The 25,257-nt window shown below is 45.1% G+C and carries 18 protein-coding genes; 14 read left to right on the top strand and 4 right to left on the bottom strand.

Annotation, left to right across the window (positions count from 1 at the left end; all coding sequences use genetic code 11):
- Window positions 1–85 precede the first annotated feature (85 nt).
- From A5877_RS04315 to abc-f, 3 genes are all read left to right on the top strand, one after another.
- On the top strand, window positions 86–1,336 hold the full coding sequence (locus A5877_RS04315) for an MFS transporter (protein ID WP_005225368.1): 1,251 nt from the start codon (window positions 86–88) through the stop codon (window positions 1,334–1,336).
- Between the two features lie 18 nt (window positions 1,337–1,354).
- Window positions 1,355–2,623, top strand: a complete 1,269-nt coding sequence (locus tag A5877_RS04310; RefSeq protein ID WP_005234475.1) for a dicarboxylate/amino acid:cation symporter — start codon at window positions 1,355–1,357, stop codon at window positions 2,621–2,623.
- 359 nt (window positions 2,624–2,982) lie between these two features.
- Window positions 2,983–4,452 carry a ribosomal protection-like ABC-F family protein gene (gene abc-f, locus A5877_RS04305; protein ID WP_086316443.1) on the top strand — a complete coding sequence of 490 codons (1,470 nt, stop codon included), beginning with the start codon at window positions 2,983–2,985 and terminating at the stop codon, window positions 4,450–4,452.
- 156 nt (window positions 4,453–4,608) lie between these two features.
- On the opposite strand, the gene A5877_RS04300 is transcribed toward abc-f, so the two are convergent.
- The 3 genes from A5877_RS04300 to A5877_RS04290 all read right to left on the bottom strand — a co-directional run bounded on the left by A5877_RS04300 (window position 4,609) and on the right by A5877_RS04290 (window position 8,330).
- The gene (locus tag A5877_RS04300; protein WP_081117446.1) at window positions 4,609–5,754 is read right to left on the bottom strand and encodes a cation:proton antiporter; all 1,146 of its coding nucleotides are present in this window, start codon (window positions 5,752–5,754) and stop codon (window positions 4,609–4,611) included.
- Window positions 5,755–5,958: 204 nt separating this feature from the next.
- The gene (locus A5877_RS04295; RefSeq protein WP_086316442.1) at window positions 5,959–6,756 is read right to left on the bottom strand and encodes an alpha/beta hydrolase; all 798 of its coding nucleotides are present in this window, start codon (window positions 6,754–6,756) and stop codon (window positions 5,959–5,961) included.
- Window positions 6,753–8,330: a PucR family transcriptional regulator gene (locus A5877_RS04290; RefSeq protein ID WP_086316441.1), complete on the bottom strand. Its 1,578-nt coding sequence runs from the start codon at window positions 8,328–8,330 to the stop codon at window positions 6,753–6,755. The genes A5877_RS04295 and A5877_RS04290 overlap by 4 nt, the downstream gene beginning before the upstream one ends.
- Before the next feature lie 116 nt (window positions 8,331–8,446).
- Here A5877_RS04290 and fdrA point away from each other — a divergent pair, with 116 nt between their 5' ends.
- The 11 genes from fdrA to A5877_RS04230 all read left to right on the top strand — a co-directional run bounded on the left by fdrA (window position 8,447) and on the right by A5877_RS04230 (window position 24,139).
- Window positions 8,447–11,455 carry a DUF1116 domain-containing protein gene (fdrA, locus tag A5877_RS04285; RefSeq protein WP_016621459.1) on the top strand — a complete coding sequence of 1,003 codons (3,009 nt, stop codon included), beginning with the start codon at window positions 8,447–8,449 and terminating at the stop codon, window positions 11,453–11,455.
- Window positions 11,445–12,266, top strand: coding sequence for a DUF2877 domain-containing protein (locus A5877_RS04280; protein WP_016621458.1), 822 nt, complete (start codon window positions 11,445–11,447; stop codon window positions 12,264–12,266). Before fdrA ends, A5877_RS04280 begins: the two co-directional genes overlap by 11 nt.
- Before the next feature lie 15 nt (window positions 12,267–12,281).
- Complete coding sequence (locus A5877_RS04275) at window positions 12,282–13,532, top strand: MFS transporter (protein ID WP_008379204.1); 1,251 nt, start codon at window positions 12,282–12,284, stop codon at window positions 13,530–13,532.
- Entirely contained in the window at window positions 13,529–14,461 is a 933-nt protein-coding gene (arcC, locus tag A5877_RS04270; RefSeq protein WP_005234499.1) for a carbamate kinase, read from the top strand. The genes A5877_RS04275 and arcC overlap by 4 nt, the downstream gene beginning before the upstream one ends.
- Before the next feature lie 13 nt (window positions 14,462–14,474).
- A complete protein-coding gene (locus A5877_RS04265) occupies window positions 14,475–15,692 on the top strand; it encodes a dicarboxylate/amino acid:cation symporter (protein ID WP_086316440.1) in 1,218 nt (405 codons plus the stop codon).
- A gap of 48 nt (window positions 15,693–15,740) precedes the next feature.
- Entirely contained in the window at window positions 15,741–16,802 is a 1,062-nt protein-coding gene (allD, locus tag A5877_RS04260) for an ureidoglycolate dehydrogenase (RefSeq protein ID WP_086297667.1), read from the top strand.
- A gap of 228 nt (window positions 16,803–17,030) precedes the next feature.
- Complete coding sequence (locus A5877_RS04255; RefSeq protein WP_086316439.1) at window positions 17,031–17,513, top strand: single-stranded DNA-binding protein; 483 nt, start codon at window positions 17,031–17,033, stop codon at window positions 17,511–17,513.
- Window positions 17,514–17,806: 293 nt separating this feature from the next.
- Entirely contained in the window at window positions 17,807–18,517 is a 711-nt protein-coding gene (locus A5877_RS04245) for a gamma-glutamyl-gamma-aminobutyrate hydrolase family protein (RefSeq protein WP_008379192.1), read from the top strand.
- A 28-nt stretch (window positions 18,518–18,545) separates the two neighbouring features.
- Window positions 18,546–20,189, top strand: coding sequence for a peptide ABC transporter substrate-binding protein (locus A5877_RS04240; RefSeq protein ID WP_086316438.1), 1,644 nt, complete (start codon window positions 18,546–18,548; stop codon window positions 20,187–20,189).
- Between the two features lie 463 nt (window positions 20,190–20,652).
- Entirely contained in the window at window positions 20,653–22,407 is a 1,755-nt protein-coding gene (locus tag A5877_RS04235) for an ABC transporter ATP-binding protein (RefSeq protein WP_016613682.1), read from the top strand.
- Window positions 22,391–24,139, top strand: coding sequence for an ABC transporter ATP-binding protein (locus A5877_RS04230; RefSeq protein WP_016613681.1), 1,749 nt, complete (start codon window positions 22,391–22,393; stop codon window positions 24,137–24,139). Before A5877_RS04235 ends, A5877_RS04230 begins: the two co-directional genes overlap by 17 nt.
- Before the next feature lie 137 nt (window positions 24,140–24,276).
- Here the strand turns inward: A5877_RS04230 and A5877_RS04225 are convergent, their stop codons facing one another.
- Complete coding sequence (locus tag A5877_RS04225; RefSeq protein ID WP_005234515.1) at window positions 24,277–25,188, bottom strand: LysR family transcriptional regulator; 912 nt, start codon at window positions 25,186–25,188, stop codon at window positions 24,277–24,279.
- Between the last annotated feature and the right edge of the window lie 69 nt (window positions 25,189–25,257).

Here is a 25,257-nt window from a genome sequence, read left to right as displayed (position 1 = left end):
AAAAAACGTACACTAAGACTATCTTAAAGCGCTTTCGTTGGCGTGCTTCACAAACTTTACTTGTGTAACTGATGGAGGGAAAAAAATGGAAATCAATAAAGAACGTGGTGGGCTTGCCTACTGGAAACAAATTATTATCTTAATGTGTTCAGGCTGGGTCACTATCTGGATTTATCGCGCTGCGTTATCACCGGTCTATCCGCAAATCAATGAGTCACTTGGCGGCAATATTTCTGATACAGCATTAGGATCGATCGCCAGCTTTTACTTTTTCGGCTATGTGATCATGCAGATCCCTGCCGGCTTTTTAGTGGATAAGATTGGGAAGAAAACAGTTCTGCTTCCGGGATTTGTGGTATTTGCACTGGCAGCTTTACTGATTTCACAAGCCTCTTCAATCTCCATGATCTATACCGGTAGCTTTTTAGCAGGGATCGGCTGTGGATCATTTTATGGTTCCGCGTATTCTTTGACCTCACAGAACATTCCGAAAGAAAAGAAGAGCTTCTCAACAGCGATCGTCAATAGTGGTTCTGCCGTTGGTTCAGGGTTTGGGATGATCTTATCAAGCTTTATCGTTATTCAGATGAACATGCCTTGGCAAACAATGATGTATTTATCCGCTTTCTTGATCGTTTGTATGACGATCGCTTTCGCATTGGTGATCCGCAGCAACAAAGAAGACGTAGCTTTCTTGGAGAGTCAAGCAGCAGCTGAAGAAGAAACAACGGATCAGCCGAAAGAAAAAGTTTCCCTTTCGACCTTGTTCTCCCTGCGGATGCTCTTTACGTATGTGTTATATTTTGCGACGTGTTATGCCTACTATATGACGGTTACTTGGTTACCAAACTTCTTAGGAACAGAACGAGGCTTCCAAGGAGTCGCAATCGGCTTCTCTTCTTCATTGGTGGCATTTGCTTCGATTCCTGGGGCCTTGTTCTTTAGCCGCTTGGCAGACAAATACATGCATAAAAAAGTTACCTTTATCGTTATTTTAGAAGTATTAGCGGCGTTGATGTTATTAGTAACGGTGCAAGCAACAAATTCGACTTTCTTAATGATCGCGTTGATCTTGTACGGGTTCCTTGGAAAACTAGCGGTTGAACCAATCATCATTTCTTGGCTAGGGGAAAATGCACCAAAAGTTGGGGTCGGTACGACATTAGGGGTCTTCAACTTTTTCGGCATGATGTCTTCCGTTATCGCACCAACATTGACCGGATCGATCTCGGATGCAACAGGGTCAAAAGTAATGGGCTTTTATATCGCAATTATTTTGTTGATCGGTGGTACATTCTTATTCTTGACTGTAAACTCTAAGAAAACAGCAAAGTAGAAAAGTGAGGAACAACAGATGAAAAAACGATCCTTAAAAATCAGTTTGACCAACCAAATCATGATTGCAACGGTATTGGGGATTTTTTGGGGCGTTTCCTTTCCCGGTTTAGGTGATCAAATGCAGCTAGTCGGGGACTTCTTCTTGCGACTGATTCAAATGTCTGTGGTCGTGTTGGTCATGGGCTCGGTGATTGAAGCGGTGGGGGGACTTGATCCAAAAGAATTAGGTGGGATCGGCGGGAAAGTCTTCCTCTGGTTTACCGGTTCGACCCTCGTCGCCGCTATTTTCGGTCTCTTGTTCGCCTTGATCCTCAAGCCCGGCGCAGGCCTTGATCAGTCGCTGCTGCAAAGTACAGAAACTGCATTAAGTACCAGCAGCATAGAAGAAGTCATCTTGAACTTTGTTCCACTGAACATTATTCAAGCCATGGTGGAGCAGAATATGATCCAAGTGATTATTTTTTCGCTCTTCTTTGGCCTTGCCTTGAGCTTAATCAAGCATGAAAAAAAGAATCAGCTGTTTCTAGATATGATCGGTAGTTTTAATCATATTTTGTTAAAAATGGTCAGCATGATCATGAAGTTGGCGCCGATCGGGATTTTCGGCCTTGTTGCTTCCTTGGTAGAAGATACCGGCATTCGTGTGTTGGGAATGTTAGCCAGTTTTTTATTGACGTTAGCAGCGGCATCTTTGCTCTTTTTGTTTCTTTGGTTTCTCTTGACGTCGCTCTATTGCAAAGTTTCCTTGTTTCGTTTGATAAAGAATATGTGGCGTCTATCGGTGGTTTCCTTTACGACCACCTCTTCTGCTGTTTCATTGCCGTTTCAAATCGAAGATGGCAAAGAACGATTTGGGATCAGTGATCGAATCAATAAGCTCGTGATGCCTTTAGGCATGACCTTAAATAGCAATGGGCTCTCCTTATTTTTAGCCCTGGCAATCGTAACCGTTGCTCAGGCGTACCAGATCCAATTGAGCTGGGGGGATCTTTTGCAAGTGGTCTTGTTGTCCTCGTTGGCATGCTTGGGAACGATCGTCGTTCCAGGCGGCGGATTAGTCACACTGGCTACGGTTTTACCTATGTTAGGACTACCTAATGAAAGCATCGCCTTACTGGCAGGGATCGATTGGTTTTCTGGGATGTTTCGGACCCTCTTGAATGTTGACCCTGACGTCACGGTGGCGTTGATCGTTGCTCATGATGAAGGAGAACTGGATCGTGCAGTCTTCAATGGTGAAAAAGCCCAGGTCAAATTAGCAGAAAAAATCACCGATGGCGTATAAGACCAATCATTCTTGTGATGAAACTTTACTCTTTTTTGAAAACGTGCTACGATTGATTCGTTGATAGACTAAAGAAGCTTCCTGAAATACCGTAAACGGTAAACAGTAGCGGCTGATTTTCCGCTTGTCATTCAACAGACAACTACGACAAAAAGAGGAGGAAAAAACATGACAGCATCGATGAAATTGTGGATTGACCTTTTGAATAGCTAACTTAAATCTATTTCAAAAGTCTAGGCAATCGTGATTTCAAGGGATGAGTGTCCTCTTTTTTCCAATTTCTTATTAAAATCAGGGTATAGCGGTAGGCTATGCCCTTTTTTTGTGCTTGCGTTTTCCTAGACGGGAAGGACAGACTGATGGAACAATTAAGTGTAAAAATAAACAATCTAATCAAAAATTATGGGGCCAAAGAAGTACTGAACATTGAAGAACTGAGCGCCTATCAAACAGATCGTATCGGGATCGTGGGCGCAAACGGGCAAGGCAAGTCCACCTTGCTGAAATTGATTGCGGGAGTGATCGATCCTGATTCAGGAACGATCCAAAGAGAAAATTCGTTTCACTATTTCCCGCAAATCGCTGAGGTGACTGAAAAGACGGAGGCTCTTGACTGGGCGCTGTTTGGTCGTTTTTCGATCCCAACTAATGAATTGGCGACACTAAGTGGCGGGGAGGAGACCAAATACCGGTTGGCACAAATGTTATCTTCCTATCAATTAGGACTTTTGCTCGATGAGCCAACGACCCATTTAGACCAGCAAGGAATTCAAGTCTTGATTGAGGAATTGCAGTATTATTATGGCACCCTGATCGTGGTCAGTCATGATCGGTACCTATTGAATCAGCTGGCAACGAAAATCTGGGAAGTCGATCAAGGCAAAGTCATCGAGTATTCTGGCAATTATAACAGTTACCGACAGCAAAAAGAGCAAGCGACACAGCGTGTTGCCTGGGAGGCGGTGCAGTATCAGCAACAAAAGCAGCAGTTGACTCAAGCAATCCAAAAGAAAAAAGAACAAGTGATCAAGAGCAGTCGCATTTCTGAAAAAAAGCGGCAGCAGAACATCCGACCAGACCGTTTGTCGTCATCAAAACAAAAGGACACGGTGCAAAAGTCATTGCAAAAAACAGTCAAAGCCATGGAAAGCCGCTTGGATCAGTTGGAAGAAGTGAAGGGTGTCGCTCAGCAGCAGGTGATTCGTTTTCCAGTAGTCCCTGCAGTGGAACTGCATAATAAACGACCGATTCGTGGGGAGCAAGTAACCATTCAAAGAGGGACGAAATGTTTGCTAGACAGCAGCAGTTTCCAGTTTGCTGCCGGGAAGAAAATCGCTATCGTGGGTCCGAACGGTTCGGGGAAGTCGACTTTACTAAAAGAAATCATCGCAGGTGGAGAGGGGATCTATGTATCACCGAAAATCGTCTTTGCGATATACGAGCAAATGGGCTATCGAAAAAACAGCACCACACCACTTTTGACGGAATTGATGGCTCAAACAGACTATCAGGAACCACTGGTCCGCAGTATTTTACACAATCTAGGATTTAGCCAGAATGAAGTGATGAAGCCAGTCAATGTGCTAAGCGGCGGAGAAGCGACACGGGTCGAGCTTGCACGCATCTTTACTCAAGCTGCCAATGTCTTGATTCTTGATGAACCGACGAACTTTATTGATCTGCCGACAATCACCGTCTTGGAACAATTGATTCGCAGCTATCGTGGCATGGTTTTGTTCACTTCTCACGATCAAGCGTTTATTGATGCTGTCGCGGATGACGTGTATCAAATCGATCATGGGAAATTAACATTGGTTTCCAGTAACTAGCAGCATTGTCGCTTTTATACCTGTATAGAGAAAAACAGCGCGGGAAAGGAAATGACCGCCCAACGTTCGATCAAAAAATCGGCCGTTGAGCGGTCACTACAAAACCCGCACTGTTTTTTTGCAATCATCGGTATCGCCTAGCTGTTGCTACATCGCTTAATAAATCTTTTTCGTAAAGTATTTTAAGATCAGTGGAGAGATCAAGGTGCTCAACAAGACAACGATCACCAAAGGGGAATACAATGTGGACGAAATCAATTGGTTTTGTTGACCAATCTGCAAAATGATCAATGCCATTTCACCTCGGGAAATCATTCCAGCTCCCACCATCCAAGCACTGTTGTTCGAGAATTTCGCGATTTTCGCCCCGACATAGCCGCCGACCAGTTTGGTCAAGATCGCGACCACGGTAAAGGCAAGAATAAAGAATAATTGCTCATTTAAGCGGGAAAAATCAACTTCTAAGCCAACGCTGACAAAGAACACCGGAATGAAGACGGCATAACCTAATGCTTCGACACTGTGTTCCACTTCCTCACGAACCTTCGTTTGACTGACAGCGATCCCTGCGAAGAAGGCACCAATGACAGAGCTTAACCCAACGAGGTCAGCAAGATACGCCATTCCTAAGCAGATGATCAGTGACATGATGATCACCGCGGAATTTGCAAATAGCTTTTCTGCAAGTGCTAATAAGAACGGAGCAATCCATTTCACTAATAGAAAAATCAACACAAAATAAATCAATTCTACCAATAAGGTGACCGGCAGTGGTGTTGCTTGGCTGCTTTCGCCGCCTAAAAAGGAAAGGCTAAGACTCAAAACCAACACGACCAAAATATCATCCACGACGGAAGCACCAAGAATCGTCGACCCTTCTTTCGTATTCACCACATTCAACTCTTTCAATACTTCGACAGAAATACTGACTGAGGTGGCAGCTAATACGATCCCGAAAAAGAACGCTTCTGTGGGACTGCTTTGAAAACCGACCCCCGTGGCATACCCGAAGAGCATCGGGAACACGATCCCCAAAAGGGCAACGAGCATCCCTGGACGAAAATAGCGTTTCAATAAAGAAATATCACTTTCCAATCCCGCTAAAAACATCAGCAAAATAACACCAATCTCTGAAAAATCATGAACCAGAATATCTGGATGGACCCAATTGAGTCCTGCGCCTCCTAATAAAACCCCCGCTAACAACTGCCCGATAACAGCAGGAACGCCCATCCGTCTCGCCAGATGCGAGAAGAGGGTCGTCGTGATTAGGATCAAACACAAAATCCCGACAAAATGCATAAAACCTCATCCTTCTTTCCTATAACATACTCCCCTTTAGTATAGCATTCTCTCTTGAATTGAGCCTGTATCAAGCCTTTTTTTATTAAAAGAGTTTCATTAAACCACACGTTTTTTGAGATAAGGAGGAAGCGAAGGCAATCAGAGTTTTTCTGTGCACTCGTCGAAATAAAAAAACATTATTTTCACTTTACTTGTATCAAATTATTGTTTGAGCCAACGGGCGAGCTGCTGAAAGACCATTTGGACTTGCGGCTCCTCGACGTTTTTCAAAAAGTCGTGGGGCAAATCATAGACAGGGACAAATTTGCTTTTAGGCACTTTCTTCAAGCCTTTGCTGTAACGAAAAGGAACTTCCTCATCGGTACTGCTGGCACTGCTGAAAATTGGAGGAAATTGAGCAAGCAGCTCAGGATCAATGGCATAGTCAGAAAGAGCTTCAGCTGTTAGACCATAGATCGTTGTGAGTTCTTGCTGTTGAACCCAATAAACATAAGGCAAATAGCGCTGAAACTGCGGATCATCCCAAACGATCTCGGTTTGATCCAAAGAAGGGACTTGCTCTTTGCTTAAGAGCGGCTGCTGCAAGACTCGTTTGTTTTCAATAAAAGAAAGATCGGTATACCCATAAAAATTGACCAGTTTTTCAGGCAATCTCTGTTGTTCCTTCAGTAATTGCTGGGTAAGCGCCAGCATCAAATAACCGCCAGCTGAGCGTCCGCAGAAACAAAACGGGTTATCTTTAAGCACAGTTGCTTGCAATTCTTGAAAATTTTGCCAGTTCAGCGCCAAAATCTCCGCTAACGAGGAATTGGGCGCCAGTAAATAATCGACTGTGAGGACGCTGTATTGCTGCGCTTGAAATAGTGTGATCAGTGATGCGGGAATGTCTTGGCGGGTTCCATAAACAAAACCGCCGCCGTGAAAATAAATCAGGTATTTCTCCGAAGCAGGATAGAGGGTCACGGAAGCACCGGTGGTCAATTGCCATTCTTTTTTCATTTTGCTTGACTCCTTTTCTGAAGCTCTAATAAATAGGTGCCGATCTCGTAATTGACTAATTGGATCGGACTTGTCAGATCGATCTCTAGTAGCTGTTCGATTTTGCTTAGCCGATAACGAATCGTTTTGGCATGAAGAAACAAGGTTTCAGCCGTATTTTTGTAATTGCGATTCGTGATAAAAAAGGTATATAGCGTTTTGAACAGCTCTTCATTTTCTTCCGAGAGTTGATACAGCTTCGGGGGAATGCTTTGCTGCAGCTTTTCCAGTTGGTTCTCCTTGATAAAGGAACTAAAGATACCTAAGTCGCTATAGGCAATGATCGGCGCCAAATAAAACTGCCGATTGAAGCGAATCGCATCCAAACACTCTGGCAGGATCTCTTTGATCTGTTCCTTGCGCAAGACTTCGCTGACCACCAAGCAGCCATGTTCATCGGCTAGCAGGGCATCATCAAAATATGTCTGCAGCATCTGTTTCGTCACCTGATGGGCGATCGATTGGAAATTATAGAGGATCACCAAATAATTGTGGTGTTCAAAAAAGACGTGGGGTGTTTTCAACGCCCGTAGCTTGTGCAAAACGACGGACTTACGCTCCTTATCTTTAAAGCTGTTGGAAGCAAAGGCGATGCCTTGGTAGAAATCGTAGCGATCCAGTTGCGCTTCTTCTAACAAAAGATCCAGCTCAGCCAAATTGCTAGGAGTGTTTTGCAAGATCGCATCGGCAAGATTGTTCATGCGATTGTAGCGCTCTTTCTTCAACAAATACGCCATTTGGAGGCGTTCATAGATGACGTCGATCACATTTTCAATAATCATGACTTTTGCCTCAGGGATCTGCGAATCTTTCTGATAAACGATCAAGGTACATAAATCATTGTAAGGATTGATGATCTCTACTTTGATGGCAGTCACATATTGATTGTTCTCATGAGAAAATAATTCTAAATATTCGTAGTGGTTCTTGGTAAACTCGACGGTTTTCATGTGTTCTTGTTTGGTCACCACGAAATTCTTAAAGGATTGACCGACGGACACATGCACATCTAAATGGGGGATGCGCAAAGAACAAGGCTTTTCGATCAATTGATAGAACTCTTGCATGATCTGATCGAAAGAAGAGTGGTTGCGCTCGACTTTCATGAAGCGCTGACGAACTTCGTAATAGGTACGCAGCAGCTGGGTTTGGTGATTCAGCAATGGTTCGTAAACCGCTAGCATGATGGCTTCATAGCTGACTTCTTGCTGTACTTTGATCAAAGGGATCTGATAAGCAAAGCTAAGCTCAATCACCCAATCTGGAATCATAGGGATCAAGCGATCCACTTTGATCACTAAACCGCTGACACCGATTTGCTGCATTTTTTCAAAAAAAACACGCAGTTCCTCAGGCGATTGGTCTTTGAAGGCATAAAAAGAAGTCAAAATCAATTGATGGGCTTTGCTCCATTTTTCGATATCCATCGCTTCCAACACCATAACGGAACCAACGGAATTTGTTAAACCAATGGAGCCAGTCAGGACTTTACTTTTTTCAAAAAGCGGCAGTTCAACCAATTCTTTTAATTTCATAAAATGCTCCTTTTTTCTCTTTTGGATAAAAAGTATAGCATTTTTTTAGAACTTTATCCAATGAAAACGCAAACAAGGCTCGTTAGAATGAGAGTATAAGAAAAGGAGGAGAACAAATGCTGCACACAGTAATCTTAAAGAATAACTACCAAGATTCCATTAACTTAATGCTGCTGACGAATACGATCAATGATCTAGGCGATGTCGAAATGAGTCAAATCATGATGGGGACGGATGCAAACAAAGACATATTAAATAACACTGGATTGCTTTCTAAAGAGGCAGAAGGTGCTTCACCCAACGATATGATGATCGTGGTCGATAGCCAAAACGAACAGATCATGGATCAAGTAATGCCAGCGATCGATTCATTTTTAGCTGATCTTTCAGCAAAAGATCAAGGCAAAGAAACGCCAGCGGCGGCTTCATGGCAAGAAGCCTTGAGCGCAATGCCAGATGCCAATGTTGCATTATTTAGTATTCCTGGGGAATATGGCGCAGCCGAGATGGAAAAAGCGCTAAAAAATGACTTGCATGTTTTCTCGTTTACGGACAATGTCGCTATCGAAGATGAAGTGCGTTTGAAAAAGCTGGCTCATGAAAAAGGCTTATTGATGATGGGGCCTGACTGTGGGACTGGTATTATTTCTAGCATTCCGATTGCCTTCACGAATGTCGTGGCACCAGGAAACATCGGCGTCGTTGGTGCCTCTGGTACGGGGATTCAAGAAGTGACGACGATCATTGACCGATTAGGCGGTGGTGTCGTTCATGCCATCGGGACCGGCGGACGTGACTTAAGCGACAAAGTTGGGGCGATCACTGTCAAAGATGCCATCGTTGCTTTAGAAAATCATGAACCGACAGATGTGATTTGCGTGATCTCGAAACCACCTGCAAAAGAAGTGCGGGATGAAGTCGTTCAATTGCTGCAAAGTATCAGCAAACCTGTGGTAGCGATTTTCTTAGGAGAAAAACCAGAAGCCCATGAAGGAAAAGTCTATTTGGCACATACGCTGGAAGAAACAGCGCGTATCGCTGTTGATCTTGCCAATGAAGAACCCGTCAAAGCGAACTATTTTGAACGCGTGAAATCCCCAGATGTGCCCAAACTCGCTGAAGACAAAGTGGTCAAAGGTCTTTATTCTGGCGGTACATTAGCTGCCGAAGCAGGAATGCTGATCTCCGAAGCCTTGAATCTAGAAGGCCTTGTAAAACAAGAAGGCTATATCTTGCATTCCCACGGCTATGATGTGATCGACCTTGGTGATGATATCTATACCCAAGGCAAACCGCATCCAATGATCGATCCTGAAGTGCGCATCAAAAAAATCGAAGACTATGCGCAAGATGAGCAAACCGGGGTCATTTTATTTGATGTGGTGCTAGGTTACGGCGCGCATACAGATATGGTAGGAGCTTTGTTACCAGCTATCGAAGCTGCACAGCAAACAGCCCAAGCAGCTGATCGCGCGTTGTACTTTGTTGCTACCGTCTGCGGAACTGAAAAAGATCCGCAAAACTACCAAGAAGCAGTCAACCGTTTGAAAGCAGCTGGCGTCTATGTGGCACCGAGCAATGCTCAAGCAGTGCAATTAGCCCTAGCTTTAAAAGGGGCGACTCTTTCTGAAGCAGACAAAACAGTCAATGACTATACTGGTAGCAAGGTTGAGGTGCCGACAGTCAGCGAGAAAGTAATGGAGCTGTTGACCACCAAACCACGGATCATCAATGTTGGCTTGCAAAGCTTCAATGAATCGATCCTGCAATATGGCGGGAAAACAGAACAATTCAACTGGCGTCCTCGTGCCAACGGCAACAAGAAAATGATCCGTATTTTAGACGCGTTAGAAGAATTTGACGAAAAAATCACAGATGAAAACCAAGCAGTGACGGATAAAATCAAAAATGCCCAACCATTCTTGATCGATGTCGTTCCGGCTAAATCAGTGATCGCTGAATTAAACGAAAGTCAGAAAACCTTGCTGCATGCAGGACCGCCGATCCAATGGTCGGAAATGACGGGACCGATGCAAGGGTCTTGTATCGGCGCTGCCTTGTTTGAACGCTGGGCGAAAGATGAAGACGAAGCCCGCCGCTTACTCGAAAGTGGGGAAGTCCGCTTTATGCCATGTCACCATGTCCAGGCAGTTGGACCAATGGGGGGAATCACTTCTGGGAATATGCCTGTCTTTGTGGTTGAAAACCGCCTTGTCGGCAACAAAGCCTACTGTATTTTGAACGAAGGGATCGGTAAAGTCTTACGATTTGGTGCCTATTCACAAGAAGTCATCGATCGTTTGGATTGGATCAAAGACGTCTTAGGACCAACCATTGCCAAGGCATTAAAACTAACTGAAGAAGGCATCAATTTGAATGTATTGATTGCCCGGTCGATCACAATGGGGGATGAATTCCATCAACGAAATATTGCAGCATCATTGAACTTCTTGAAAGAGATCGCGCCGTTGATCATCCAAACAGAAATCGATGAAAAGCAAAAATATGAAGTGATCAAGTTCTTAGCAGATACCGATCAGTTCTTCTTGAATATCATGATGGCAACCGGCAAAGCCATCGTTGACGGTGCCCGTGTCGATGCCAAAGGAACGATCGTGACCACCATGACGAGAAACGGCGTCAATTTTGGGGTTCGTGTCGCCCAAACAGAAGACCAATGGCATACTGCACCAGTCAATACGCCGAAAGGTTTGTACTTTACTGGGTTTACCGAAGCAGATGGCAATCCTGATATTGGGGACAGTGCCATTACTGAAACCGTCGGTGTCGGAGCAATGGCGATGGTAGCCGCACCAGGTGTAACACGCTTTGTCGGCGCTGGTGGCTTTGAAGATGCGCTAGAAACTTCCAATGAAATGGCAAAAATCTGTTTCGGTCATAATCCGACCTTCTCGATCCCAACATGGGACTTCCAGGGGACTTGTTTGGGGATCGACATCCGGAAAGTCGTTGAAACAGGCATCACCCCAATCATCAATACTGGGATCGCCCATAAAGAAGCAGGTGTCGGTCAAGTCGGTGCAGGGACGGTGCGTGCACCGTTAGGCTGTTTTGAAAATGCCTTGACGGCTTATGCGAAGGATCTGGGGATCGATGTTGACTGAGAAAATCAAAATCAGTGATTATCTAGACCCATTGCAACGATTCGGTCGTACCGGTCGGGTGCATAGCGTGTTTGATCGTTCATTCAATGTGATGATCGGGCAGCAGCTGGTCAATATCAACAACTATCGCAACTATTTGACTGGCTTCGGAGTCTTTTTACCAGATGCATTGTTTGAGCAAGTCCTGCCTTTGATCGAGGTCGGCAATCGCGTGCAAGTCCGAGAGCATGGTCTGACCTTTTACAGCACAAAAGGAACATTTTCTCTTTCATTAGAGGAAAAAGAATTGGTTTCGCTGCAGGTGAAGGAGCTATCCTTCACCTCTGCGGAATTGCAGCTTTTGAAAGAAATCCTGCTTCAACAAAAACTAGAAACCAAGATTGGGTTGCCCGAAGATGAGAAAACCCAAGCAGTGTTTGCGGCATTGCGGCAGCCTGTCTCAGATTGGGAACCAATCATTGCTCACCTGATTGGCCGCGGCAAAGGATTGACACCTAGCGGCGATGATCTTTTAGTTGCCTATCAAGCGATGCTCTATGCCTTGCAGCAGCCGGAAGCTGACGCGTTAGCGCAAGCATTGGCAAAACCGCTGTCTACGACGGATGTCAGCCTTGCTTATATTCAAAGTGCCAGTCAAGGGTATGTCAATTCTCTGATGCTGCAATTATTCAAAGACTTAAAAAAGCAAAACCCACAAGTGATTGAAAAAGATGTGCAGCAGTTGATGTCCGTTGGTCATTCGTCAGGCAAAGATCTTAGTTTTGGGTTCTTGTTAGCGTTGGAGTCATTGTCACTTGAGGAAAAAGAATAGAAATGGGGAGAAATCATGGAAATCAGTAACCAGAAAGATGCGGTCAAAGTAAGCAATTCTTACTGGAAAAAAGTCGTTGCTATTTTCTTTGTCGGCTGGATTTTAATGTACGCCACACGGACGATCTTCAATCCAATCATGGGTGTGATCGGAGAAGAATTCAATTTAAGCAACACACAACTAGGACTTGCCAATAGTATTTTCTTTTTGACATATGCCGTTGCGCAAATTCCTTTTGGCATCATCGGCGACAAAATCGGTCGCAAATTGGTGATCGCCCTAGGTTTTGTTTTATTGGCGGTGACTACTTACTTCAGTGGACTAGCCACAAGCTTCGTTTTGTTCTTAGTGATTCGTGCCATTGCAGGGATTGGTCAAGGTGCCTATTACGGTCCGCAATACGCATTGTCTACCGAAGCGATTCCCGACAACAAACGGACCGTCGGAAATGCCATTATCAACAGTGGGATGGCGTTTGGAACGTCTGGCGGGTACTTGCTTTCTAGTAAATTGGTCTTGGATAACGGGGGCCATTGGAGCCAACCCTTCTTCCTAATGGCGTTTCCGACCTTGATCGTCGGTGTCTTGTTCTATTTTGTTTTGAAAGAAAAAGTGATTCGTCCAGAAGATGAAGGACAAGAAATAAAAGAAGAGGGGCCAAAAGAAAAGATTTCCTTGAAGCAGATTTTTTCAAACCGCAATCTCGTGGCAGCCTTTGTTCTATGCTTTACCAGCATTTATGCAAACTTTGTGATTATAACTTGGCTGCCGCAATTCTTGATTGCCGAGCGTGGCTTTGAAGGGGCGAGTGTCGGCTTTATTGCTTCCTTAGTCCCATGGGCATCGATTCCAGGTGCGTTGATTTTTGCTCGATTGAATGATAAAACTGGCGCGACGAAAAAACTAGTCTATTTATTGGTCCCATTGGCGACCCTTTCCGTATTTGCCATTGCCTTTGTAACGGATCGTACCTTATTGATCACTGTTTTGATTTTGTATGGATTGACTGGCAAGCTGGCGCTTGATCCAATCGTCGTGACCTTTGTGACGAAAAACGCACCAAAAGGCGCCTTAGGAACAACCTTGAGTGCCTATAACTTTATCGGGATGTCGGGGTCGATCTTAGCGCCTTATGTTACTGGCTTTTTAGCCGATTCTTTAGGATCGATGCAGGTCGGGTTTTACCTGTCTTGTCTATTACTGCTGATCGGATTAGGTGTTTTTGCCGTATTAGCAAAGGAAAATCAGAAGGAGAGCATAAAATGAGTTTGAATGTGATCGCTTTAGGCGGCAATGCTATTTTAGATAAAGACCCCAGTGATGAAGGACAAAAAGCAGTCGTTGCGCAAGCAGCACGTTATATTGCCGATTTTGTCGAAAAAGGGGAAAAAGTCATTGTTTGTCACGGCAATGGACCACAAGTCGGCAACTTGCTGTTGCAGCAAAAAGCCGGGGAAAGTGAAAAAAATCCCCAATTGAAATTAGACAGCTGCGTAGCGATGACCCAAGGAAGTATCGGTTATTGGCTGCAAAATGCCTTGATCAATGAGTTTGCCACACGTCAAGCACATCCATCGGTAATCTCATTAGTCACCCAAGTTCGTGTCGATCCAGCAGATCCATCGTTTGAGAGACCTTCCAAACCAGTCGGACCTTTTTATAGTGAAGAGGAAGCCAATGCTGCGATGGCAGCCAATGGCGGGGTATATCAAGAAGATGCTGGGCGTGGTTACCGCAAAGTGGTTCCATCGCCGAAACCGCAAGAAATTGTTGAAAAAGAAGCCATCAAAACATTGGTCGATGCAGGTGTGATCACGATTTGTGCCGGTGGCGGTGGCGTACCTGTCGTTCGCAACGATAATGGGTTTACTGGCGTGGAAGCCGTCAACGACAAAGACTTTACCGCCAGTGTCTTAGCAAAAGACGTGCAGGCCGATCGCCTGATCATTTTGACCGGTGTCGACAATATCTACATCAATTACAATCAGCCGAATCAGCAAGCCTTAGGGGAAATCAGTGTGGCACAAGCCAAGGGCTACATCGAGGAAGGCCATTTTGCAGCGGGCAGTATGTTGCCAAAAATAGAAGCTGCGATTGATTTTGTTGAAGAAGATGCAGCCAGAACCGCGATTATTACCTCAATCGAAAAGTTAGCTGAACTGGATCAGCATACAGGAACCATACTTCGAAAATAAAGAGGGGATCAAAGTGAAAGCAAAAAAACTACCGATGGTGACGCAGATCGTTATTGCCGTTCTTCTAGGGATTCTTTGCGGTTTGTTCTTTGGGCAAGCCGCTTCGTTCCTAAAAATTTTGGGCGATCTTTTCTTGCGTCTGATGCAAATGGCGATCCCATTATTGATCGTTGGACAAATCATTCAAGCAGTTGGGGGGATTGCCCCGAAAGAACTCACTCGTTTGGGTGGAAAAACGATCGCTGTCTTTGGGATTTCCTCCTTATTCGCTGCTGCATGGGGCGTGCTGATGGCGCTCTTCTTTGCTCCAGGCAAAGGGATCGACTTTTCACAAGCTGCCGGCGAACCTCTGCAAGCACAAGAAATTTCTATATCAGAGACAGTGATCAACTTTATTCCCACGAATATTTTCGATGCGTTGAGTAAAGGGTCAATTATTCAAATCATCGTTTTTGGGTTGTTCTTTGGTGTTGCCCTCAATCGCTTTATGCAAAAGAAACCTGAGTCAGCTCTTTATGGGCTGATCGTGGATCTGAATGAGGTCGTCATTGCCATCATTCGTTACGTGATGATCGTGGCACCAATCGGTATTTTTGCTTTGATCGCTTCAACGATCAGCTCCCTGGGCTTGCAGATCATTTTGCCATTAGGCAGCTATTTGCTTGTCTACGGTCTAGCCACCGTCACGTTCCTTGGGCTGTGGCTAGTCTTGTTGACCGTGTATTGTCGGATCAATCCGTTACGATTGATCAAAAATATGAAAAATATGTCGGTCATGGCATTGGCGACAACCTCCTCTGCCATCACGCTGCCGATCGCTATGGAAGAATCCCAGAATAAATTAGGACTCAGTAGCCGCATCATCAATTTGGTATTGCCGTTAGGGATGTCTTTGAACAGCAATGGATCAGCGATGCATATGGCGATTACCGTCATGACAATCGCCCAAATGTATCAAATCAACTTTGACGGGATCCAAATGGTGACGGTAGCTGTAACTGCGACTTTCGTTTCTTTAGCCAATGCAGTTGTTCCCGGAGCGGGGTTAGTTTCCTTGGCAATCATCGTTCCCCAGCTTGGTTTACCAATCGAAAGCATTGCGCTATTTGCTGGTGTCGAATGGTTTGTTGGCATGCTGCGGACAATTTTGAACGTGAACTCAGACGTCTATTCAGCGCTGCTGATCGCTAAGTCAGCCGATGAACTGGATTATCGCGTGTTTAATCAATAAGAGAAGCCGTTGCCAAGCGTGCTTCTCTTTTTCTAAGGAGGAGAAAAGATGGAAGAAATGAGCAGACGTTCTCTGCTGGAATTAGAAGCATTGATGAAAAAGAAACTATTGGCTGCTGGTTTGCCAGAAGCCGCTGCCAGTGAAACAGCGGCGCATTTGACCTTTGCGGATGCTTGCGGGATCCATTCTCATGGTGCCGTGCGGATGGACTACTATGCCGAGCGTTTAGTAAAAGGTGGCATCACGCTGGAACCAAACATGTCTTTTGAAAAAACAGGCGCCGCTACCGGAATTTTCCACGGAGATAACGGCATGGGGCATTATGTGTGCAATGAAGCGATGGCGATCGCCATTCATCTGGCAAAAGAAGCCGGGATCGCTGCAGTAGGAATCGAGCAGACCAGCCATAGCGGGACGATGGCGTATTACGTCAAACAGGCTGCTGAAGCCGACTTAGTAGCGATCGCCATGTGTCAATCGGATCCGATGGCGGTGCCTTTTGGTGGGACCGAAAACTATTTTGGCACCAATCCAATCGCGTTTGCTGCACCACGAGCCAATCATCCACCGGTGGTTTTTGATATGGCGACGACGGTTCAAGCGTGGGGCAAAATTTTGGATGCTCGCTCGAAGAAGCAGCAGATCCCCGATACTTGGGCAGTAGACGAGCATGGCTTGCCTACCACCGATCCCTATGCTGTCCAAGGATTATTGCCAATCGCTGGTGCTAAAGGATATGGCTTGATGATGATGGTGGATATTTTAGCTGGCTCGATGCTAGGCTTGGCTTTTGGTAAACAGGTCACCTCCATGTATGCGGACTTGACAGAAAAACGCCGCTTAGGACAATTCCTTCTTGTGATCGATCCATCTCGTTTTACCAACACCGAAACCTTCAAGCAAAGCATCGATCAGATGGTGACTGAGCTGCATGCAATCCCGCCAGTAGAAGGGCAATCACAAGTCTACTATCCTGGAGAGATCAGCCAAATACACTTTGAAAAAGCCCAGCAAGAAGGGGTCATGATCCCCAAAGCGATCATCGACTATCTCGAAAGCGAAACCCTCCATTTTGATCGCTATGGTAGTCAAGATTCCTTTGCTAAATAAAAATCCGCAAAAGGCAGTTGGTTCAGAGGGGGATTGAACCAACTGTTTTTTTGCTGTCTGGAGCAAAGAGAAGTTTTCAGTCAGAAAATCGCACATTATTGGCAGGATCAGATGAATTCTTTGAGTTGGTTCATTTTGTTCAAAGCATTTCTTAAGCCATTCGACCTTTGATTGCTTGTTTTTTGGAATGTGGTAGAATAGGTCGCATAAGTTAAGATCACTCAAGAAATGAGAGAAAAGCGAGGATGCAACGTGGCAATGAATAAAGTGGTTCTTACTGGGAAAATCGCAGAGATGCCTAGTAAAGAAGCGTTTGATGCGGCGGACGATCAGGGCGTACGTTTTGATCTTGTCATTGTGTCTCAATGGCAAAACAGTGAAGACGTGCACCATGAATGGTTTGCTTGCGTCATTCATGGAAAACAGGCAGAGACCTTTTTACGGTATACTCAAAAAGGGGCAAGTATCAAAATCAATGGACACTTGCAAGGCTGTCCTTATGAAACACCAGAAGGTCAGAGACTTTGTGCGGCAGAAGTGGTGGTGGATAGCTTCCAAATCATAGAGTTGGCAGAAGAACCAGCGGCGCCTTTTCCTAAAAAGCGGTCCTCGACACTTGATGAACCGACGCAAACAAAGTCGATCCGTAATGAAAAAGATCCCCTAAAAACACAGATGCTGGAGTTTTTAAAAGACAATCGATTATTTTAATGACGAAACATGCGGAAAGCAACGGCTTCTCGCATGTTTTTTTACGTAGAGAAAGCATTGGCAAAATTCAACTATATCTGACTAGCGGTGTTCTTTATTGCTTATCAAAGAGGGGGTTAAATAGAATGGTGATTGTAATAAATGATCGCGAAAGTGAAAATAGTGTTTCACAAAAAGTGCGGATTGGTTTAGAATAGTTGAAACATATCTTGAGAAAAAGTGCGGCGCTTGCCTTGTTCAACTGCTAGATACCGCTTTTTTCTGAAAAAATCGTTAATCAGGGAGGGATGTCGATGGGCAAATCAATTATAGGGATCGCTGCGAATGAAGTGCAAGATGCTGGCGATGTGCTGCATCATTTGCCGATCGCCTACACACCATTAGGGTATGTGCGAGCGATCCAGCAAGCGGGCGGACTGCCATTGCTCGTGCCAATCAGTGAGCCAGCTGCAGCCAAGGACTATGTTTCACAGATCGATAAACTGGTATTAGCTGGTGGACAAGATGTTTCACCCAAGTTTTATGGGCAGGAGGCCCATCAGGCAACTGGAAGCGGTTTGTTGGCACGGGATGAGTTTGAACTAGCGCTGATCGATGAAGCGCTGCTGCAAAAGAAACCAATTTTTGCGGTTTGTCGGGGAATGCAGCTGGTCAACGTGGCATTCGGTGGCACGCTGCAGCAAGACATCAGTACCTTCAGTGAGATCATTCATATGCAGGCGCCGATTCCGAAAGAAGTGCCGACCCATGCCATCGTGACGGCTGAAAAAAGCATGTTGGCTCGTGTTTACGGTCAAAAAACAAAGGTTAATTCCTTTCATCATCAAGCGGTGGATCGATTGGCTCGTCCATTGCAAAAGACAGCTTGGAGTCCTGATGGCATCATTGAAGGCATTGAACACGTGGGTCAGCGCTTGTTGGCGGTTCAATGGCATCCTGATTTTGCCTATGATGCGCTTATACAAGAACAAGCGGTTTTCAAGTATGTCGTTGACGTATTGTAAGAAAGAGGATCACGCAAGGAGGAGAAAAATGAAAAAGAAAATGATGGGTATCACTGCTTTCACAGTATTGGTTTTAAGTGCCTGCAGTACCACGAGCCCCACGACGGATTCTGGACAGCAAGAGGAGCAAGGAGCCGTTGCGCAAGAAATTCAAGTGTCAACCGCTGGCGCCTTATCAACCCTTGATAGCGGACAATACACGGATGTCAATAGTTCCGATATGATCGGACAAGTGGCAGAAGGGTTATACCGTCTGGATCAAGAGGGGGATCCTGAGCTTGCGATGGCCGCTGAAGAGCCTACGGTATCAGAAGACGGACTGGTTTATACCTTCACCATTCGTGATGCAAAATGGAGCAATGGCGATCCTGTTACTGCGGATGATTTTGTCTACGCCTTTCAATATGTTGCTAATCCAGAGAATGGTTCTAGTAGCAGTAATCAAATGGATGTGTTGAAAAATGGCAGCCAAGTGCGTCAAGGGGACGTTGAGGTGAGTGAGTTAGGTGCAAAAGCATTGGACCAGCAGACGTTAGAGCTGACATTGGCAAGTCCAATCTCGTATCTGGATCAAATTTTGGTCGGGACACCTTTTATGCCAAAAAACCAAGCGTTTGCTGAAGAAAAAGGCGCCGATTATGGGTTATCAGCGGAAAATTTTGTCGGCAATGGCCCATTCTTGATCGAAGGGTGGAACGGGACCAACGAATCATGGACGTTAACGAAAAATCCTGATTATTGGGATGCTGAGAATGTCCAATTGACCAAGATCGACGTGCAAGTAGTGAAGGAAACGGCGACTGGTGTCAGCCTTTTTGAAACAGGAGAACTGGACTACACCACCTTAACGGATACTTACGCGCAGCAATACCAAAACTCAGCTCAAGCCAACTATGTGCCAAAGGCGCTGGTGGGGTATTTAAGTGCCAACCAAAAACGAGAAGTCACAGGCAATGTCAAGGTACGTCAAGCAATTTTACAAGCCATCGACAAAGAGGCATTTGCCGAAAATATCTTAGGTGATGGGTCCACTGCATTGAACGGCTTTGTGCCAAGCAACTTTGCCAAAGATCCTGAAACAGACCAAGATTTTCGTGAAGAAAATGGCGATTTACTGCCGTACGATTTAACAGCCGCACAAGAGCTTTGGGCACAAGCCAAAGAAGAGTTGGGACAAGACGAAATCACTTTGGAACTGTTGTCAGCAGATACAGCAGCAGCCAAGAAAACCGTCGAGTTTGTCCAAGGGCAGTTAGAAACCAATTTGCCGGGATTAACCATCGATGCCAAGTCGATTCCTTTACAAAACCGTTTGGACTTGCAATCCCAAGGTGAATTTGATCTCGTCTTTGGGACTTGGACACCAGATTACGCGGACCCGATCAACTTCTTAGAATTTTATGATTCAACAGGTGGCTTGAATACGTCTGGGTATGCTAGTGAAAGTTACGATCAAGGGTTAGCAGAAGCACGGACGACTTTAGCAAACGACCCAGCTGCCCGTTGGGACTTATTGAAAGAACTGGAAAAACAATTGATCGTTGAAGATACAGCCGTTTTGCCGTTATATCAAGGGGCGGTGGCGTATTTGAAAACAGATCGTTTGCAAGGGGTGCAAGTATTTCCTTTTGGACGAACAGTATCCTATCGCCTAGCATCTGTCACAGAATAAACAGGTAGTAAGAAAACAGAGGAACTTTTTTTCAACCAAGTGTGCTGATCAAACAGCGTTTGTTGAAGAGAAGGGCATCTGTTTTTTTATTTTAGCCAAAATCGTTGCAACTCTTGGGGTAAAACAGGAATTCGTTTTCAAAAAAAGGTTGTTAAAAAGGGCTGTTTTCACATCTGTGTTTTTAGAAAAGTCAATCTTTTTTAAAGAAAATTAATAAAAGTTGTTGCATTCTCAGAAACTTATCTGTAAAGTGTTAGGTGTAGTCAGCAAAATAAAAAGAGAAGGAGGGATTACGATGCAAAAAGTATTTGATAAAAAAACAACCAAATTGAATAAAGTGAATCCCTCATTCGGTAACCATTAGTGTACAGATAATGTCTATAATAACGACGTTTATGCTCTGTCCTTTTTCCGAAGGGACAGAGCTTTTTTGTGTACTTTTTTAGAATGTGAGGGATAAAACATGAAGTATGTATTAAAACAATTAACAACGTATTTTAAAGAACATAAGGTGCGCTATACCTTCGTATTCGTCTTTATGGTGATTGCTAGTGCGATGTATGTCGCACCAATCTATATCTTGCGCTTATTCATTGATGCGCTGATCCAAGATAATTTTGATTATTCGGTACTGGTCCAATACGTGACCCTCTTTGCCGGAGCTATCTTGTTAGGATATCTGGCCGAATTTGTTTGGACGTTTAATTTATTTATTGGTTCCTACGATTTGCAAAAACAATTGCGGGAACAATTGATGAGCCACTTTCTTAAAATGGGGGCGCCGTTTTACCATCGTTTCCGAACAGGCGATTTAATGACTCGTTCCAGTGACGATGTCCAAGTGATGGGGATGACCGTTGGGTATGGACTGATGGTTTTCTTAAATACTAGTTTGTATCTAAGTTTTATCGTAGCGATGATGGCTGGGACGGTTTCTTGGCTATTGACGTTGATTGCCTTGATTCCAATGCCGCTTTTAGCCTATTACATTTTCAAATGGGGCTCGCAAGTCGATAAGGCGTTTACGGAAGCGCAGAATTCTGTTTCTGAGATGAACAGTGAAGTGCTGGAGATCATTGATGGCATTCGGGTCGTCCGAGCTTATGGACTAGAAGGAGCCACCACGGAACAGTTTCAAAAGAAAACACTGGAAACACGAGCAAAAAACAATATCGTTTCTGAGATCGATTCCCGTTTTGGGCCGCTGATTACCATCATCTTAGCGATCAGTTTTGTGATGAGCTTTGGTGTCGGGGCGTTTCTTGTTGCCAACCAAACGATCACCATTGGTGCGATGGTCTCTTTCCAAGTGTACTTGACAATGGTCGTTTGGCCGATGATCTCAGCAGGAGATCTTGTGAATGTGATGCAACAAGGTGCCGCATCCTGGCGTCGGATCAATGAAGTGCTGCAGACGGGTGATGAATTAGAAACTCCTGGTGAAGCCGACCTGCAAGCCATCAATACGATCCGTTTTGAAGCATACCATTTCCAATACCCACAAGCAGCTCGTTATGTGTTAGAAGGACTGGATTTGACGATCACTCGTGGAGAAGTCTTAGGCATCGTTGGGAAGACCGGTAGCGGAAAAACGACGCTGCTAAGACAATTCGGTCACCGCTATCCATACTCTGATCAAGTACCCTTGATCAACGAGCAGCCGTTGACGACCTATCAAACAACAGCAGTGCGCAACCACTTTGCAGAAGTGCCGCAAGAACATACCTTGTTTTCACGAACAATTCGCGAGAACTTGCTATTCGGACAGCCAGATGCTTCCGAAAAAGTGTTGTGGGAAGCACTGGAAGCCGCTTGCTTTAGTGAAGACATCAAGCGGATGCCAGAAGGGCTCGAAACGGTCGTCGGTGAGAAAGGCGTTTCCCTGTCTGGTGGACAAAAACAACGCTTGTCCTTAGCACGGGCGTTTTTACGAAACAGTGAAGTCCTCTTACTGGATGATGCCCTTTCGGCAGTTGATGCCAAAACGGAACAAGCCATCATCACGAATTTGAAAACGATGAAGCAGGCACCGACCTCCATCATCGTGACCCATCGATTGTCCGCCATCACCGAAGCGGATCAAATCATCGTCTTAGAAGACGGACGGATCACACAGCGTGGTACCCATCAGGAGTTGATCGAAACGCCAGGCTGGTACCAAGAACAGTATTACCATCAACAGTTAAAGGAGGACGATACAAGTGTTCTCAACGATTAAGCGTTTGCTCACGTTTTTGAGCTATTATAAAAAACAATTTACCGTGGGCGCAATCTTGCTGTTGTTGGCAGCAGCGCTCGAACTGACTTCACCACTGATTGCCAAACAGCTGATCGACCGAGTGATGACACCGGCGGTTGAAAGCAGAAACCTAAACACGATGCTTTTGATCCAATTGCTCGCTGGGTATTTGCTGGTCAATTTGATTGGTTCCCTCTTTCGTTATATCAGCTTGCTGCAATTGCGAAAAATGTCCAACAGTATCGTCAAAAAAATGCGGGATCAGCTTTTTGACCATATGCACAAATTACCCGTTTCTTACTTTGACCAAATCCCAGCAGGTAAAGTCGTTGCACGAATCACGAATGACACCGAAGTCTTGCGGTCGAATTTCTACGTGATCGTGATCAGTAATTTGTTAAGCAACATCATCCAAATCATTGGTGCGTTTATTGCATTGTTTCTTTTGAACCGCACCTTAGGAGCAGCGATGCTGATTTTGATCCCGATTTTAGGAATCTGGCAGCATTTTTATACCAAATATGCCTCTCGTTACAATTTAGCAATGCGGGAATACATCTCACAAATCAGTGGGCAGTTAAATGAATTTGTCCAAGGAATGGCGATCATCCAAGCCTTCCAACGAGAAAATCAGTTGCAGAAAGAATTTAATGAGACAGTAGAGAAATGGTTCAAAACCGGACGTAAATACCTCTTACTCGATTCAAGTATCGCTTGGGGATTAGGCAATTTGTTGCGAAATTCAACGATCTTGATTTTGATCACGACCTTGGCTGCCTTTTTCCTTGATGGCCGCTTGGCGATCTCAGCAGGCTTGCTGTATGCTTTTATTGATTACATCAACCGTCTGTATGATCCAATCGAGGGGCTTGTCCAAACCATCACCAATGTGCAGCAATCATTGGCTGCCGGACAGCGGGTCTTTGAGTTTGCTGATCAGCCAGTTGAAAAACAACAAAGTGAGCAGCTGACTGTCACGAATGGCGATGTTTCTTTCCAACAAGTGACCTTTGGCTACGATCCTGAGCAAGCGATCTTGCACGATATCAACTTTGACGTTGCCGCAGGAGAGACCATTGCTCTAGTCGGTCATACTGGTTCTGGAAAATCGAGTATTTTGAACCTGTTGTTCCGTTTTTATGATCCGCAGCACGGAAAAATCGTTGTGGATGGACAAGTGATCGCTGATTTTGATCGTCATAGTTTAAGAGATTCAATGGCGATCGTCATGCAAGATCCCTATCTATTTACTGGAACGATCGCCAGCAACATCGGAATGAACGATCCAACGATCACCGAAGCGATGATTATCGATGCCTTGAAACAAGTCGGCGCTGACTACCTTTTGAGCCGCTACGAAAAAGGCATCCATCATCCAGTCGTTGAAAAAGGCAATGAGTTTTCTAGTGGAGAACGCCAGCTGATCAGTTTTGCCCGTGCATTGGTGTTTGATCCGAAAATCTTGATTCTGGATGAAGCGACGAGCCATGTGGACACTGAAACAGAATCCATCATTCAAAAGGCGATGACCATCTTGCAAAAAGGACGGACGACCTTTATGATCGCTCACCGTTTGTCAACGATCAAACAAGCAGATCAAATCTTGGTCTTGGATCAAGGGAAGATCGTGGAACGGGGAACCCATTCGAGTCTTGTCCAAGGGCAAGGAATCTATCAGCAAATGTATCAAATGCAGGCAGAGCAGCTGTAATCAGCGGTGATTGCCGACAATGTTAACCGTAAAAGAAAATCCTTGAGCCTCCTGCATGGGAAGTGGCTCAAGGATTTTTTATATAATGCGAAGGAGCAGCCAATCATCTATGGGGAGTTGGAAGAGGAGGCCTTCGCTTATATATCACTAGGAAATGCTGTAAGATGATGCCGTAATTTTGCTAAGAAACGCTCGCCAATCACTGATAACGGGCGATCGTTCTTTTTAATGAGGATGATCTCACCCTCGGACGCGTCGATCAAAGGAAGAAAAGCCAAGCCTTGGCGTTCTGGTTGGGCAACGATCCCCGATCCGGTTCCATAAAGATCCGTCTGTTGTAATAGCTGGACCATCGTGCCTCGATCGCTGACATGCACCACTTGAGGGCTTTGAGCGAAGTCGATCAAATCTTCTGAGAAGAACGAATAGCGTTCATCTTCTTGCAAAAAGCGTACTTGTGGATAAGGGGCGAGATCTCTTAAGGAAAGCTGCCTTTTTTCTGTCAAGGGATGAGCTGCTCGCAAAAAGACATGGGGGCGAAACCGTCCCAACGCCTCGAAGGACAATTGGGCGCCTTGCAGCAGTCGTTCCAATCCTGCTTGGTTTTGCTCATTCAAATAAAGGATCCCAAATTCACTTCGATATTGTTGCACGTCCGTGATCACCTTTAAGGTCGTGGTTTCTAATAAGCGAAACTGGCGGCAGTCGGGAAATTCCTGCAGCAGCTCACTGAAAATTCCAGCCGTGAAATCATAGTGCTGGCTTGCGATAGCGAAGGTTTGACTCGCTGCTTGCTTGCTGGAAAAACGCGTTTGCAGCTGCGCCACTTGACTCAAGATCGGCTGGGCATGGTCTAGAAATTCCGAGCCTTCGGCAGTCAAGCGGGCGCCTTGATTCGTACGCTCGAAAAGCTGGACCTCCAATTCTGTTTCCAACTCTTTCACGGCTTGGGAAAGACTTGGCTGCGAAAGATACAGCCGTTTGGCTGCTTCACGAAAACTTCCATGGTCAGCGATCGCTTGCACGATGCGCATTTGTTGAATATTCAATTTTTGACCTCCTTTACAAAGATTCAGACGGGGAATGGTCCACTAATCAATAGTAGTCATGTCTTTTCC

Source organism: Enterococcus sp. 3C7_DIV0644, assembly GCF_002141235.1.
Taxonomy (GTDB): domain Bacteria; phylum Bacillota; class Bacilli; order Lactobacillales; family Enterococcaceae; genus Enterococcus_D; species Enterococcus_D entomosocium.
The sequence above is the reverse complement of the archived record's forward strand: the minus strand, read 5'-3'. Positions and strand labels throughout refer to the sequence as shown.